Genomic DNA, 14214 nt, shown 5'->3' on the forward strand with positions numbered 1-14214 from the left:
GTTGCAGGATTTTCGGGCTGTTTTTTGATTAGCGTACGATGAGAAACTCGTTGCCGGGGCTGTACATGGCTTGGCCCGGAAATCGGCTTCTCTGCACATTTGTGCATTTATCCCCAATTTCTTTAACAAATGGAATCCTGTAAAGCAAATTGTACGAAAATACATAAATTATCGCTTCCTAACGTCGTTCGGGACCTCTTTGAACCAATAATTGTGTATATATGTACAAATGTACCGATAAATGGCCCTTCCCTCATCTTAATTGTGTATTTTCGCTCAATTGTTGTACTGTTTGTGAAATTATCCAAACCCCAGGATTAACTCGCTTATACCTATATTTTAAAAGATACAGTCGTCCCCACACCCGGTTCGCTAACAATGTTAAGACCGGCTCCGTACAAGCGATTAAGCCGAAGGTCTACATTGCGCAAAGCGATACCTTGGAGACGAAAACGAAGATCGTAAGGATGACATGGTGTTTTTTCATAAAGTTCTATATTCCGTAAAACCGGCTATAGTCCTTCTCCAAAACTTGGAGTAATTTTTTTTTTGAAATTACCTATTGCTTATTGCGATTTTTGTGATAATATATCCTAGTGGAAGTGAGAAAGCCGATATTCAATATATCCTGATCATTGAAGCAGATAATTTTTGACCACAACCCATCGGGGGAGTTAAGGCCATACGGACAGCCGGGTCAAATGCCGATTGGCAACTTTAGTTGCCTTATTGATTGAGTTAAGAGCTCAAATTTTATAAGTTGGTTACTTTACAACCTGTGCATCCGCACATCAACTTGTGAAACGGTCAATAAGAGTGGTAAAAGTGATTATTTGCTATATAGACTCTGATCAAATGATGATATATCCGAATATTAAAGAGCTTCCTTACCGAAGTCTGTTTATTACTGATGTACTGATGTAATAAGACAGCCCCGAGCTTTTTAATTGGTGATGATATCAAAGCAAGTGTGATGCGCGACTAAGCGTATTTGCATTTGCTTTTTTTGCTTATTGGACGTTGATGGCAAATGATGGCAGGTAGCAGATACAAAGGCGACTCGGAATGATATGGAACGCAGTTCCACCACAACCCACAACGTTAGGAGCTAAAAACAATGAGCAAAGCACTAATCATCGGCTGCGGCGGCGTAGCCTCGGTAACGATTCACAAATGCGTACAGAACAGCGACGTTTTTACGGAAATTTGCATCGCAAGCCGGACGAAGTCCAAATGCGACGCTTTAAAAGAAAAACTTGATGGCGGCAAAACAAAAATTTCGACGGCTCAAGTTGATGCCGACAACGTGGATGAGCTCATTGCGCTGATCAACGATTTCAAGCCGGACATCGTCATGAACCTGGCGCTGCCTTACCAAGATCTTACGATCATGGACGCATGCCTTGCAACAAAAACGCATTACATGGACACAGCTAATTACGAGCCGGAAGACACGGCTAAATTCGAATACAAGTGGCAGTGGGACTACCGCGAGCGCTTTGAGAAAGCCGGCATCACGGCGCTTCTGGGCAGCGGCTTCGACCCTGGCGTAACAGGCGTATTTTCCGCTTACGCGCTCAAGCACTATTTTGACGAAATTGAATATATCGACATTCTGGACTGCAACGGCGGCGACCATGGCTACCCGTTCGCGACGAACTTCAACCCGGAGATCAATATCCGCGAGGTTTCGGCTAACGGCAGATATTGGGAGAACGGCGAATGGATCGAAACCAAGCCGATGGAAATCAAACGCGAGTACAACTTCGCCGAGGTTGGCCAAAAGGATATGTACCTGCTGTACCACGAAGAGCTGGAATCCCTTGCGGTGAACATGCCGGGCCTAAAGCGTATCCGCTTCTTCATGACTTTCGGCCAGAGCTATCTGATGCACCTCAAGGCGCTTGAGAATGTCGGCATGACTTCCATCGAGCCGATTGAATACGAAGGCAAAAAGATTATTCCGCTTCAATTCCTGAAGGCGGTATTGCCGGATCCGGCATCGCTTGGACCTCGCACGGTGGGCAAGACGAACATCGGCTGCATCTTCCAAGGCAAGAAGGACGGTCAAGACAAAACGTATTACGTCTACAACGTCTGCGACCACCAAGAGTGCTACAAAGAAGTGGGATCCCAAGCGATTTCCTACACAACGGGCGTTCCTGCCATGATCGGCGCTGCGATGATTCTGACTGGCAAGTGGAACAAACCGGGCGTGTTCAACATCGAAGAGTTCGATCCGGATCCGTTCATGGAAGAGCTAAACAAGTGGGGACTGCCATGGGTCGAAGATTTCAACCCTGTGCTGGTCGACAACGATCACGCCGATTCTAAGAAAGCGGAGCTGGTTCGCTAAGATGCGCTTCGAAGAACTCCCGACTCCTTGTTACGTAGTTGATCACGAGCTCATCGAGCGCAATCTGAAGATCCTGAACGGCGTCATGCAGCGGACCGGTGCCAAGATCGTATTAGCTCAGAAAGCCTTCTCGATGACGGCCATGTATCCCTTGATCGGACAATATCTTAGCGGCACCACGGCCAGCGGCCTGTACGAAGCCCGCTTGGGCCACGAGGAGATGGGCAAAGAAAATCATGTCTTTGCCCCTGCCTATCGTGAAGACGAGATCGACAGAATCATCGAGATTTGCGATCACATTATTTTCAACTCCTTCTCCCAACTGGAGAAGTACAAGGACAGAGCGCTTGCGGCCGGCAGGAAGGTAGGCCTCCGCATCAACCCGGAGTGCTCCACGCAAGTCGGACACGAAATTTACGATCCTTGCTCCCCGGGCTCCCGCTTCGGCGCCAAGCGCGACCAAGTGCGTCCGGAGCTGCTGGAAGGCGTAACGGGCCTGCACTTCCATACGCTATGCCAACAGAACTCGGATGATCTCGCCACGACGCTGGATGCCGTGGAAGAGAAATTCGGCGAGTTCCTGCACGGCATGGAATGGATCAACTTCGGCGGCGGCCATCATATCACGAGAGAGGATTACGATCTCGAGACGCTCGACGCCTGCATCAACCGCATGAAGGACAAATACAATCTTCAAGTATACCTGGAGCCGGGCGAAGCCATCGCGCTGAACGCGGGCTACCTGGTTACCTCCGTTCTGGATCTTCATGAGAACGGCCTGGACATCGCCATCCTCGACACGTCGGCAACCTGCCATATGCCGGACGTGCTGGAGATGCCTTACCGCCCGCCGCTCGAAGGTTCGGGCGAATCCGGCGAGAAACCTTACACGTACCGTCTCGGCGGGCAAACTTGCCTGACGGGCGACGTGATCGGCGACTATTCGTTCGACCAGCCGCTCAAGGAGGGCGACCGACTGGTATTCGGCGACATGGCCATCTACTCCATGGTTAAGACCAACACCTTTAACGGCATGCCGCTTCCGGCGATTGCCATCAAGTACGCCGATGGCGACTGCGAGGTTGTTCGCGAGTTCGGTTACGAGGAATTCAAAGTTAGACTTGCATAAACGCTTAAAACGGTGGCTTCCAACTCCCCTTTTTTCGGGAAATTGGAAGCCACCGTTGCGAGAGTCGTTTGACGCTAACGGACATCAGCGACGCTAATCGTCACATTTGTGGCGCTTCATCATTGTAACGGACATGAGAGCCCCTATTAGCACGATACAAGCCGAAAATGGCTTGATTTCGTTGCTATAAGGGCTATCATGTCCGTTAAACGTTTGTCTTGGCGAAAAACCCGCATTTAGCGTCGCTTATGTCCGTTAGATTTCTTTTCCTTGCCCAGTCCGTTTCTTGAAAACGCTACTGTGGATTCACGTTGGCTCAACGCTGCTTCTAGCCAGAGACTCTAAACTCTTCATTGAATAGAAAGCGATGGAGCACCCACTCCGCCACGCCGAACAGGAAGGCTAGAAACGCCGTTTCTCCCCAAGACAAGTCCCAGCTGAAGCCGTAGGATAACACGGCCAGATAGATGGCGGCCAAAACGATATCGCATAAAGCGGCAAAAAAGTTGTTAGTTGTCCGAAGCAGAAATTGATCGCCGATCAAATAGGACACCACTGTTAAACCGGTGGCGGCAAGCGCGGCATTCCAGAATCCAATGTCCGTATAGTACAAGAGGAGCGCGACAACGATGGCTCCGTTGACAAGCCACTTCAATATAAACTTCAACATCCGGGTAAGTCGACCTCCTTAGAGCTGCCGGTTACGCTGATTTATCCGCGTATAGGTATAGAATTCCACACCGGGCAGTCTTTATTCGGCGACTCATATTTGTGGAGGCTGAACGAAGCCGGGCCTAATCAGACGGCAAGCCGCGAGGGGCAGCTTTCCTTTCCCTTACATTTCAAGAAGTCCAGTTATAAAGGCGATCGACGCTGCGATACATGCGGCGGTCCTAATGTGGTTCCACACCATCCAAACCGGCACAAATCTCCTCCAGACGATATGCCCTTCTTCGCTAACGGGATCCACCTTCGCCAGCCTGTTGTTAAGAGGGACATTGAAGGCGCCCGTCACAAGCAAACCACCGAAAATATACGAAACCCCTCCCGCAAGCACATAGCCCGTTTCCGGCAATCCCCAGTTTATCAGCGACCATACCATAAGGACGATACAAGTCAGTCCCGTTCCGAAAAACAACAACGAACAGAGCCAATTTTGCACCGCAATGTTGATCGATTGCATAGCCGCAATGCCGCGATCAGCGGATATGCGGGCGAGCGCCTTCATGACGAAGCCCGAGAAAGCAAATAATACGCCTCCTACTATGGCAGTTGCAATTCCGGTTGCAATGGTCAGTACATAGGCGAGGTCATTCATTAACGTTCACCGCCAACCATTGACCTGCTGCCGCCGCGTCACGCGCGAACGCCCGGAATGGGCGAGGCTCCCGTCCAAGCGCTCTTTTCACTCCGTCCGTAATCGTCGAATTGCGGCCATCCAGCACCCTGGTGAATAAGTCGACCAGCAGATCGATGAAATCCTTCGGGTATCCCTCATGGCGCAGGCCTGCTACAAAATCCTCAGTGCTGATGCGCACAAACTGAACATCGCGACCGCTTGTAGTTGCGATGATATCCGCAACTTCGACGAAAGTAAGCAAATCCGGTCCCGTCAGCTCATAGATCTGGCCGATATGCCGGTCGTCGGTCAGCGCTTCGACCGCGACATCCGCAATATCGTCCACGTCGAGGAACGGCTCCGTTACATCGCCAGCCGGAAGAGCGATGATGCCGCTCCGCACGGCATCAACCAGAATACCCTCGTTGAAATTCTGGTTGAACCAACTCGCCCGAACGATTGTCCAGTCCGCTCCGGAATTCCGAAGCTCCCGCTCGGCCATTAACGCCCCTTCTTCTCCACGTCCCGACAACAGAACAATTTTGCGTACGCCCATCGAGATTGCTACTCTCGAGAAAGCCGCGATATCTTCTGCCGCTCCGGGAACGGCAAGGTCAGGATAATAGGCCACATACGCCGCGCTTACACCTTCCAATACCTTCCCCCAGGTCGATTGATCCGTCCAATCAAAATACGCAGCTCCCGTTCGCGAAGCTACTCTCACTTCAACCCCTTGGCTCTTCAGCCGCTCAGCGACTCTGCGCCCCGTCTTGCCTGTGCCTCCGATGATCAATACCGGCTGGTCCGAAACTTCATTCTGATTCACGATCATATTCATCCTCCTCCTAATGGTTAGAGCGTTCAAATAGTGAATCCAAGGGGCATACCAATCTCGAAGCGCACATCGCCTCCTCAAAGTGATTTGAATTTTATTTGTTTGTACAAGCAACTATAGGAACAGAGAAAACCGTTAGTCGGCTTTCTCCAACATCTCGCTCACTTGGTCCAGCCGCAACGTTAATTCCGCGCTTTCTTGCTCGCCCAGAATTTCATTTACTCGTACCCGCAGCCGCTCCCAGCATTCGTGAATGACGGGCTCCAGCGACTTTCCTTTGTCGGTCGTGTAGATAAGCGAGGTTCGGCCCTCGACACGGTTATAGATGACACCCTTATGCACCAGTTTCTCGATCAGACGAGTGACCGTGGATGGCTGCAGATGTAGGGTCTGCCCCAGCTTCTTCTGGTTAATTCCCTCATCTTCAAGAACCGTGAGCAGCAAAAACGCGCCGTTCGGCGGCAAGCCGCATTTGGCGAATTCATCCTCTACGAGCTTCGTAGTAATCCGATGCAGACGGGATGCCGTGAAATATAGGCATTCCTTCAGATAAACTTCCATCATGATGATGACCTCAGTTCAGCTTATGATCATAAAATTGTTTGCACATACAACAATACGATAAAGAGAATAATTTGTAAAGTATATATTTCCAACAAAGCTTGCTCAGGACAAAGCTTAATTCAGTACGGCTGATATTTTGTCGAAGTTTTACCTCCCCTCGAAAAAAAACCGTTTCTACGTAAATCGGCTTGAGTTCCGCCATTTACGCAAAAAACGGTTTTTGGGCATTGCCTGTTCAATGATGAGTTACTTAATAACGACATACTCCAAGTTAACCAGCTTCGCGTAGGTCACGATTTGGTCCGTCGTTAGATTTAAGGAAACAACGGTATGGTGTCCGCCGCCATTTTCGATCCAGGCCCTGACCCCATCCTGGAAGTTCGGCTTCACGGTCCATAACACACGGGCGACGGGCAGCTTGGGAGCGGGGATAGTCGGCTCGAACGCGGATACCTCGTTGATGAGCAGCTTATAATGCGTGCCGAAGTCCGCCATGGAGACAACGACGCCTTCGCCGGCTTTGCCGTCGAATACGAGACGCGCCGGATCCTCGCGATCGCCGATGCCGAGCGGGGACACGATGATCCTTGGCCGGCTGCTCGCCAGGGTTGGATCGACCTCGAGCATATGGGATTGCAGGATCGCTTCCTGACCGGCCGCCATCTCGTACGTGTAATCCTCCATAAAGCCCGTGTTCTGATTGCGGCTCATGACCTTTAGCAGGCGGTCAAGCGCGGCAGTCTTCCAGTCGCCCTCGCCGGCGAAGCCGTAGCCTTGCGCCATCAGGCGCTGCACCGCGAGACCCGGAAGCTGCTTCATGCCATGCAGATCTTCGAAGTTCGTCGTAAAGGCATTGTAGCCTTTCTCGTCCAGGAACCGTTTGATAGCGATCTCGTAGCTCGCTTGGATTCTGACGCTGGCTTCCCAGGCTTCCTTGCCGTTTTCGCCGTATTCGAACACGTAAAGCTCGGCGTATTGCGCCATCAGGTCGTCGATCTCCTGCTCGGTGACAGCGCTCACGTATTGCACGAGGTCGCCGATGCCATAGTAGTCCACCGTCCATCCGAATTGGATCTGGGCTTCGACTTTGTCTCCATCCGTTACGCCGACGTTGCGCATATTGTCGCCGAACCGGGCGACTTTAATGTTAAAGCTTTCGTTGTACGCAACTGCTACGTCCATCCAATCGGCAATCTGCTGCTGCACTGCCTGACGCTCCCAGTAGCCGACGACGATTTTATTTTGTTTCTGCAGACGGGCGTTGATGAAGCCGTATTCGCGATCGCCGTGAGCAGCCTGGTTGAGGTTCATAAAGTCCATGTCGATCGTGGCCCAAGGAATGCTTTCGTTGTATTGCGTGGCCAGGTGCAAAAGAGGCTTCTGGAGCAGATTTGTGCCGCGAATCCACATCTTTGCGGGCGAGAACGTGTGCATCCACGTTATGACGCCGGCCACCTCGTCGCGATAGTTGACTTCCTTCATGATGCTTGTGATCTTATCCGCGCTTACGGCCAAATCCTGCAACACAAGCGGGTAAGGAAGCAAGCCGCTGTTATTCAAGGCATCGGTCATCGTCTGCGCGTGCGCCTTCACTTCGGCCAGCGCCTCTTCCCCATACAGATGCTGCGAACCTACGACGAACCAAAATTGTTTATCTGCTGCTGACAACCTGATCATCCTCTTTTCTATATGAATTGTGGAATAAGTCCCTTACTTCTGCCCGTAGTAGGCGTCCTTGCCGTGCTTCCGGAGGTAATGTTTATCCAGAATGCCCTGCGGCAGCTCCTTGGCAAAATGGTTCAATTGACGCGCGTACAGGTTCATCTTGCACACTTCCTCCAGCACGACGCTGTTGACAACCGCCGACTTCACATCCTTGCCCCAGGTGAACGGCGCATGACCTTGCAGCAGGACGGCCGGAATCGCCATGACGTCCAGCCCGCGCTGCTCGAATGTCTCGATAATGACATGACCCGTCTCCGCCTCGTATCCCCGGTCAACTTCTTCTTGGTTTAAAAACCGTGCGCAAGGAACCGCGCCATAGAAGGTATCCGCATGCGTCGTGCCCATGACGGGCACATCCAGTCCCGCTTGCGCCCAGATGGTCGCCCAGGTGGAGTGGGTGTGCACGATACCGCCGATAGTCGAATAATGTTTGTACAAAACGGCATGCGTAGCGGTATCGGAGGATGGCCTTAAGTCGCCTTCGACCACGTTGCCCTCGAGATCCACCACCACCATGTCGCTCGGCTTCATCTTCTCGTAGCTCACTCCGCTTGGCTTGATGACGAACAGGCCGGTCTCCCGATCGATCGCGCTCGCATTGCCCCAAGTAAATTTCACGAGACCGTGCTTCGGCAGATCCAGATTGGCTTGATATACTTCTTCCTTCAACAGCTCCAACAACGTTAGCGCCCCCCGTTCTCGAGCAGATGCTCGACGGCAGCCTGCTCGATGGCCAGCCCTGCCTTATAGCGTTCGACGAAGGCCCCGAACCCTGCAACATCCTTGGCATCCGGAGCGATCTCCGTTCCTTCGACATCCTTAAACACTTTGCCCTCGAGGAAGTCGGCCAGGCTCTCTCCCGAAGCCTTGCCCGTCAAGTAGGAGGCCAGCAGCGCCATGCCCCAGGCCCCGCCTTCTCCGGCCGTGGACATCACCGAAACGGGGACGTTTAGCGCGGCGGCTACGATCCGTTGTCCGACTACCGGAGTTTTAAATAGACCGCCGTGAGCCAGTATGCTGTCGATCGCCACATGCTCGTTTTCAGTCAGAATATCCATCCCAAGCTTCAGCGCCCCGAAAGCGCTAAACAGATGCGTCCGCATGAAATTAGCCAGATTGAAATGGCTCTCCGGAGACCGGACGAACAATGGACGGCCTTTCTCGATGCCCGTAATATTTTCGCCGGACAGATAGCCGTAGCTGAGCAGTCCGCCGCCATCCGGATCGGCCTCGAGCGCCTTGTTCAGCAGCACGCTGAACAACTTGCCGGAATCGATTTCGAAGCCCATCGCCTCGGAAAACTCACGAAATAATCCCACCCAGGCGTTGAGATCGCTGGAGCAGTTGTTGGCATGCGCCATGGCGACCGGACTGCCATCCGGCGTCGTGACCATATCGATCTCCGGATATACCTTGGACAATTCCTTCTCCAGCACGATCATGGCGAATACGGATGTGCCCACGGAGACGTTGCCCGTACGTTTCTTTACGCTATTGGTCGCCACCATGCCCGTCCCGGCGTCGCCTTCCGGCGGACAGAGCGGAATGCCGGACTGCAGATCGCCTGCAGGGTCCAGCAGAAGCGCCCCCGCTTCCGTAAGCTCGCCGGCTTGCTCGCCGGAGACATACACCTTGGGCAGGAGCTCCTCCAGCTTCCATGCGTAGCCTTTGGACGCAATCCGATCGTCGAATTGTCCCATCATTGTCGCGTGATAATTATGGCTGGCTTCATCAATAGGGAACATGCCGGAGGCGTCCCCGATGCCGATGGCTTTGTTGCCGGTCAGTAGCCAGTGGATGTAACCCGACAGCGTCGTTATGAAATCAATGCGAGGGACATGCTCCTCCTCATTTAAGATCGCTTGATAGAGATGCGCGATGCTCCAACGCTCGGGAATATTGAATTGGAATAAGTCCGTAAGCTCCCTGGCCGCCTGTCCCGTCGTTGCGTTGCGCCACGTCCGGAAAGGTACTAGCAGCTCGCCCTTGCCGTCGAATGCCAGATAACCGTGCATCATCGCGGAAAAGCCTATGGAGCCTGCGGTCCGAAGAGTCACCCCATAATTCCGGTCTACTTCCTGCTTTAATTCGCGGTAAGCGGTCTGGAGACCCTTAAGGATATCCTCCTGGCTGTAAGTCCAATATCCGCCCTTTAGCTGATTCTCCCACTCGAAGCTCCCCGATGCGATCGTCTCGAATCGTTGATCGATCAGTACCGCCTTGATCCGCGTCGACCCCAATTCTATCCCTAGCGATGTTTCGCCCTTGGTTATTGATTCCTTTACGTTCACTTGACTCCTGGTCACGTTTATCCTCTCCCCTTCGCGGTTGCAAGTCCAGACGATTGTTAATGCTATAATAGCCGCTCCCGTCTGTCCGACAGATCCCATAATAAACCAGTCGCTTGACATATGGAAGAAGGCGTTTTCCCTTACTGACAGCCTTAGTATATTTTTTGTACGTACATTTGTCAATGAAATTGGATAGTTATACCCACAATGTCCCCGTCACTACCTTTTGTTGCATTTTCATTCTGCAATAATCGTGATAGAATATGTACGTACAACTTTCCGAACACTAATGAAAGAAGTGGATATCGTGAAGCCCAAGTATCAGATCATTATAGATGATATTAAAAGCAACATCCTGTCGGGGACCTACAAGGCCGGTGAACAAATTCCTACGGAGCTGGCTCTGCAGGAAAGCTACGGGGTCAGTCGGCAGACTGTCAGGAAGGCCATTCTTGAGCTCTCGAACGTGGGGTTTCTGCGGAGCGAGAAAGGCTCCGGCACGTATGTCAGCAGCCAATATCGTTCCAAAACGAGCGGAGCCGCTGCAAAAAAAACGATCGGCGTCATTACGACCTATATCTCCGACTATATCTTCCCTTCCATTATCCGCGGCATCGAGAGCCGTCTGAACGAGGATAACTACTCCCTGCTGCTCGCGAGTACGAACAACGACATCATGCAGGAGAAGAAGGCGCTCGAGATGATGTTGTCCTACGGCGTGGACGGACTCATAATCGAGCCTACCCGAAGCAACGTCTACAACCCTAACATTGCGTACTACTTGTCGTTTAAGGAACGGGAGGTTCCTTTTACGATGATTAATGCCTATTACGAAGAGCTGGAGGTTCCATTTTTTTGCCTCGACGACGTGCAGTCCAGCTATCTCGCCACTCGGGAGCTGATCGCCAAGGGCCATACCCGGATCGGGATAATCGCAAAAATGGATGATTTGCAAGGGAAATATCGAATGAAAGGTTACATCAAGGCGCTTGGGGAAGCCAAGCTTCGCTTCCACCCCGAGCAGGTGCTGTCCTTCGACACGGAGACGAAGCCGGATCTGTCCGTCAATCTGGAGGAATTCCTGGTCGATAATCGGGAAACATTGACCGCGCTGGTATGCTATAACGACGAGGTGGGTCTGGAAGTGGTGCATGCGTGCCGAAGGCTTGGAATCAGCATTCCGGACGAGCTGTCCATCATAGGCCAGGACAATTCGTATATCGCCAAAAACGCGAATATCATGCTAACGACGCTGACCCACCCCCAAGAACAGATGGGGCGCGATGCGGCCGATTGGGTCATCAAATATTTGCAGGGCAAACGGGACTTGCCGTCGAGCATCTACTATCAGCCCGAGTTAATCGAGGGCGAGACGGTAAAGGCGATTGAGACGAGGCGATTATGAGATCCTACTCTTGCTTATGGCATGGTTCTGTTGCCAAGGATGCAAATAAGGCACTCAGGCTAGAGTGCCTTATAAGACATACTGTGCCAGCCTGTATCTTCATTTATTTGTACGAGCTCAAATCTTTTCTACTACATCCGTTCCCGTGGCTAACTTATCTTTTAATTGTTCAATCTCGGATTTTGTAATACTAGTAACCAGCGCTAACGTTCTTTCGGACGCCAACCCGGCTTGTTCTGCCGCTTCCTCGTTCCGCCCCAGCCCTTCAAGCGTTTTAGCATAATAGTAATACGAATCCGCATACCTAGGCGATTTGGCCATCACCTTTTCGTACATCCTTGCCGCCTCGTCCAACCTGCCCAGCATATAGTAATTCTGCGCCAAGTTATCCGTAATGGTCAGATCGTTGTCGTCGTACTCATAGGCTTCCTCATTAAACGCAAGCGCAGACTCCAGATCGCCTTTCAGCAGCTTGAAATACCCCAGGTTTCCGACCACCGTCACCGTTTTATAATCCTGACAGATTTCCTCCAGCAGCCGAATCGCCTCGTCCTGCCTGTTCAGCAGCCAGTACGCGGTCGCCAGATTGGACTTAGCCTGCATGCGAACATCCGTTGATGTAGCGACCTGCAGGAGCTTCTGCAGCACTTTCTCCGCCTTCTCCCGCTCCCCGACCTTCATAAGCAAAAATGCATATTGAATATGATGCTGAGGGTTGGCGTTTTTCGATTTATACGCCTTCTCCAGAAACGCCAGCGCTTTATCCATGTCCCCCTGCGCATAAACCGCATTGCCCCTCAAAACATACCACGTCGAAAGATTGGCGTAGATCAGATAAATCAACAGTCCGGCAATTAACCCGATTCCAAGCAACCAGTGCACCTGAAATCCAATAACAATGACAATGAATACTCCAGCCAGTATAAGCAGTACTTTCACGATTTGCGGCACTGTCCTTCACCTTCTCCCTCAAGTCTAAATCAGCCACAATAAGTATTTCTACATAAGTCATTCTAACTCTTTTCAAAAATAATAAATAATTTAATTTGGCATGTTACAATCCATGTATGAAGAACAGTTGGAGTGTGACGAAAATGAGTAAACGAGAACAACAAAAACAACAACGCCGCCAAAAAATGATCCAGACTGCAAAGGATTTATTTTTGGAGCAAGGCGTGCAAAATATACAAATGCAGGATGTTGCGACTGCTGCCGACGTTGGAATAGCAACCTTATTTCGCTATTTCCCTAAAAAGGAGTATTTGGTTATTGCCGCTACGAATGCGATTACGGATGAAATGGCCGCGAATGTAGGACGGATTGTCGAGAAAACAATTTCCGCATACGAAAAAATCGAACAAATTCTGGATTATTATATAGATGGATCCAAGGATCCCCAGCTTCGTTTGGCAAAGTTTTTCGAGTCCTATCATTTATACGAAAAAATAGCGGCAGAATCGCCCGAGCAATATGCGGAATATTTATTAGCACGAAGTAAACTAGCCCAAATTTTATTAACATTGGCCGAGCAGGGCAAGCAGGACGGCTCATTGAGACCGGATGTTGATTTGGATGTGTTTATCATGACGATGGTGCAGAATTTCAGCATATTCACATTCAAATCAAGCCTGGCCAACCATGATGCCACTCTTTCGACGTTGCTTTCGGCGGACAAGCAGCTTGCGATGATGAAGGATGTATTTTTACGCTATATTCGGGCATCCCAATAACGGGCGTATAGATTGACATTCCAACGGGAAAGTTGTTTACTAGTAAGTGTGAATAGTGATAGTCGACTATCACTTTAAGCGAATCTATTTTAGGAGGGCTTATTATGAGTCGCTTATCAGGCAAGGTAGCCATTATTACAGGAGCAGCGCAAGGTATGGGCGCGGCACATGCAAAATTATTTGTAGAGCACGGCGCAAAGGTTGTTTTAACCGATCTAAATGAGGAAAAGGGGCATGCATTTGCATCCGAGTTAGGCGAGAATGCTCTATTCGTTAAACAAAACGTAGCCTCTCAAGAAGATTGGACAAAAGTCGTCGCGAAAGCCGAAGAAGCTTTCGGTCCAGTAAACGTATTAGTAAACAACGCCGGCATTACGATGGCTAAAAATATGCTTGATCTTACAGAAGAAGAATACCGTCGCATCGTAGACATTAATCAAGTGTCTGTATTCTTGGGCATGAAAACCGTGGCAGCTTCGATGATAAAAGCTGGCGGCGGTTCGATCATCAACATCTCTTCGATGAACGGCCTGGTTGCCGGTGCCGTAGGTTACACGGATACTAAATTCGCAGTGCGCGGCATGACAAAAGCAGCCGCGATCAACCTGGCGCCGATGGGCATTCGCGTAAACTCCGTACATCCAGGCGTTATTGCAACGCCAATGGTTGTACAAGAAGATACAAAAGCGGCTGTAGAAGCCTTCTCTCAACACATTCCATTAAAACGCGTAGCCCAACCGGAAGAAGTATCGAATATGGTATTGTTCTTGGCTTCCGACGAGGCTAGCTACTCTACAGGATCGGAATTCATTATCGATGGCGGGCTAACTGCACAGTAAT

13 protein-coding genes are annotated in these 14214 nt (G+C 50.9%); 5 read left to right on the forward strand and 8 right to left on the reverse strand.

From position 1 onward, the window contains the following. The first annotated feature begins 1117 nt into the window (after positions 1-1117). Entirely contained in the window at positions 1118-2356 is a 1239-nt protein-coding gene (locus tag KJW29_RS26880) for a saccharopine dehydrogenase family protein (protein ID WP_187102912.1), read from the forward strand. Between the two features lies 1 nt (position 2357). Next, on the forward strand, positions 2358-3485 hold the full coding sequence (gene nspC / locus KJW29_RS26885) for a carboxynorspermidine decarboxylase (RefSeq protein ID WP_214626964.1): 1128 nt from the start codon (positions 2358-2360) through the stop codon (positions 3483-3485). A 328-nt stretch (positions 3486-3813) separates the two neighbouring features. On the opposite strand, the gene KJW29_RS26890 is transcribed toward nspC, so the two are convergent. The 7 genes from KJW29_RS26890 to KJW29_RS26920 all read right to left on the reverse strand — a co-directional run bounded on the left by KJW29_RS26890 (position 3814) and on the right by KJW29_RS26920 (position 10254). Further along, entirely contained in the window at positions 3814-4155 is a 342-nt protein-coding gene (locus KJW29_RS26890; RefSeq protein ID WP_214626965.1) for a DUF2512 family protein, read from the reverse strand. 165 nt (positions 4156-4320) lie between these two features. Continuing rightward, complete coding sequence (locus KJW29_RS26895) at positions 4321-4803, reverse strand: anthrone oxygenase family protein (RefSeq protein ID WP_214626966.1); 483 nt, start codon at positions 4801-4803, stop codon at positions 4321-4323. Continuing rightward, entirely contained in the window at positions 4796-5656 is an 861-nt protein-coding gene (locus KJW29_RS26900) for an NmrA family NAD(P)-binding protein (RefSeq protein WP_214626967.1), read from the reverse strand. The genes KJW29_RS26895 and KJW29_RS26900 overlap by 8 nt, the downstream gene beginning before the upstream one ends. Positions 5657-5794: 138 nt before the next feature. After that, the gene (locus tag KJW29_RS26905; RefSeq protein WP_214626969.1) at positions 5795-6223 is read right to left on the reverse strand and encodes a MarR family winged helix-turn-helix transcriptional regulator; all 429 of its coding nucleotides are present in this window, start codon (positions 6221-6223) and stop codon (positions 5795-5797) included. A gap of 246 nt (positions 6224-6469) precedes the next feature. Further along, positions 6470-7891 carry an L-arabinose isomerase gene (gene araA / locus KJW29_RS26910; protein WP_246608399.1) on the reverse strand — a complete coding sequence of 474 codons (1422 nt, stop codon included), beginning with the start codon at positions 7889-7891 and terminating at the stop codon, positions 6470-6472. Between the two features lie 42 nt (positions 7892-7933). Further along, positions 7934-8629 carry an L-ribulose-5-phosphate 4-epimerase gene (locus KJW29_RS26915; RefSeq protein WP_214626971.1) on the reverse strand — a complete coding sequence of 232 codons (696 nt, stop codon included), beginning with the start codon at positions 8627-8629 and terminating at the stop codon, positions 7934-7936. 2 nt (positions 8630-8631) lie between these two features. Continuing rightward, positions 8632-10254: a xylulokinase gene (locus tag KJW29_RS26920; protein WP_246608400.1), complete on the reverse strand. Its 1623-nt coding sequence runs from the start codon at positions 10252-10254 to the stop codon at positions 8632-8634. 292 nt (positions 10255-10546) lie between these two features. Here KJW29_RS26920 and KJW29_RS26925 point away from each other — a divergent pair, with 292 nt between their 5' ends. Next, positions 10547-11644 carry a GntR family transcriptional regulator gene (locus tag KJW29_RS26925; RefSeq protein ID WP_214626972.1) on the forward strand — a complete coding sequence of 366 codons (1098 nt, stop codon included), beginning with the start codon at positions 10547-10549 and terminating at the stop codon, positions 11642-11644. A gap of 117 nt (positions 11645-11761) precedes the next feature. Here KJW29_RS26925 and KJW29_RS26930 read toward each other — a convergent pair whose 3' ends face one another. Next, positions 11762-12595, reverse strand: coding sequence for a tetratricopeptide repeat protein (locus KJW29_RS26930; protein ID WP_214626973.1), 834 nt, complete (start codon positions 12593-12595; stop codon positions 11762-11764). A gap of 116 nt (positions 12596-12711) precedes the next feature. Between KJW29_RS26930 and KJW29_RS26935 the strand changes: the two genes are divergently transcribed. Continuing rightward, positions 12712-13374 carry a TetR/AcrR family transcriptional regulator gene (locus tag KJW29_RS26935; protein WP_214626974.1) on the forward strand — a complete coding sequence of 221 codons (663 nt, stop codon included), beginning with the start codon at positions 12712-12714 and terminating at the stop codon, positions 13372-13374. Between the two features lie 104 nt (positions 13375-13478). Beyond that, entirely contained in the window at positions 13479-14213 is a 735-nt protein-coding gene (locus KJW29_RS26940) for a glucose 1-dehydrogenase (protein ID WP_214626975.1), read from the forward strand. Position 14214: the final 1 nt, after the last annotated feature.

This window comes from Paenibacillus agaridevorans, assembly GCF_018604145.1.
GTDB classification, from domain to species: domain Bacteria; phylum Bacillota; class Bacilli; order Paenibacillales; family Paenibacillaceae; genus Pristimantibacillus; species Pristimantibacillus agaridevorans.

Bases quoted from the DNA above. Each gene is read 5' to 3' on its own strand.
- KJW29_RS26880 (WP_187102912.1), top strand. From the start codon at position 1,118: ATGAGCAAAGCACTAATCATCGGCTGCGGCGGCGTAGCCTCGGTAACG.
- nspC (WP_214626964.1), top strand. From the start codon at position 2,358: ATGCGCTTCGAAGAACTCCCGACTCCTTGTTACGTAGTTGATCACGAG.
- KJW29_RS26890 (WP_214626965.1), bottom strand. From the start codon at position 4,155: ATGTTGAAGTTTATATTGAAGTGGCTTGTCAACGGAGCCATCGTTGTC.
- KJW29_RS26895 (WP_214626966.1), bottom strand. From the start codon at position 4,803: ATGAATGACCTCGCCTATGTACTGACCATTGCAACCGGAATTGCAACT.
- KJW29_RS26900 (WP_214626967.1), bottom strand. From the start codon at position 5,656: ATGATCGTGAATCAGAATGAAGTTTCGGACCAGCCGGTATTGATCATC.
- KJW29_RS26905 (WP_214626969.1), bottom strand. From the start codon at position 6,223: ATGATGGAAGTTTATCTGAAGGAATGCCTATATTTCACGGCATCCCGT.
- KJW29_RS26935 (WP_214626974.1), top strand. From the start codon at position 12,712: ATGAAGAACAGTTGGAGTGTGACGAAAATGAGTAAACGAGAACAACAA.
- KJW29_RS26940 (WP_214626975.1), top strand. From the start codon at position 13,479: ATGAGTCGCTTATCAGGCAAGGTAGCCATTATTACAGGAGCAGCGCAA.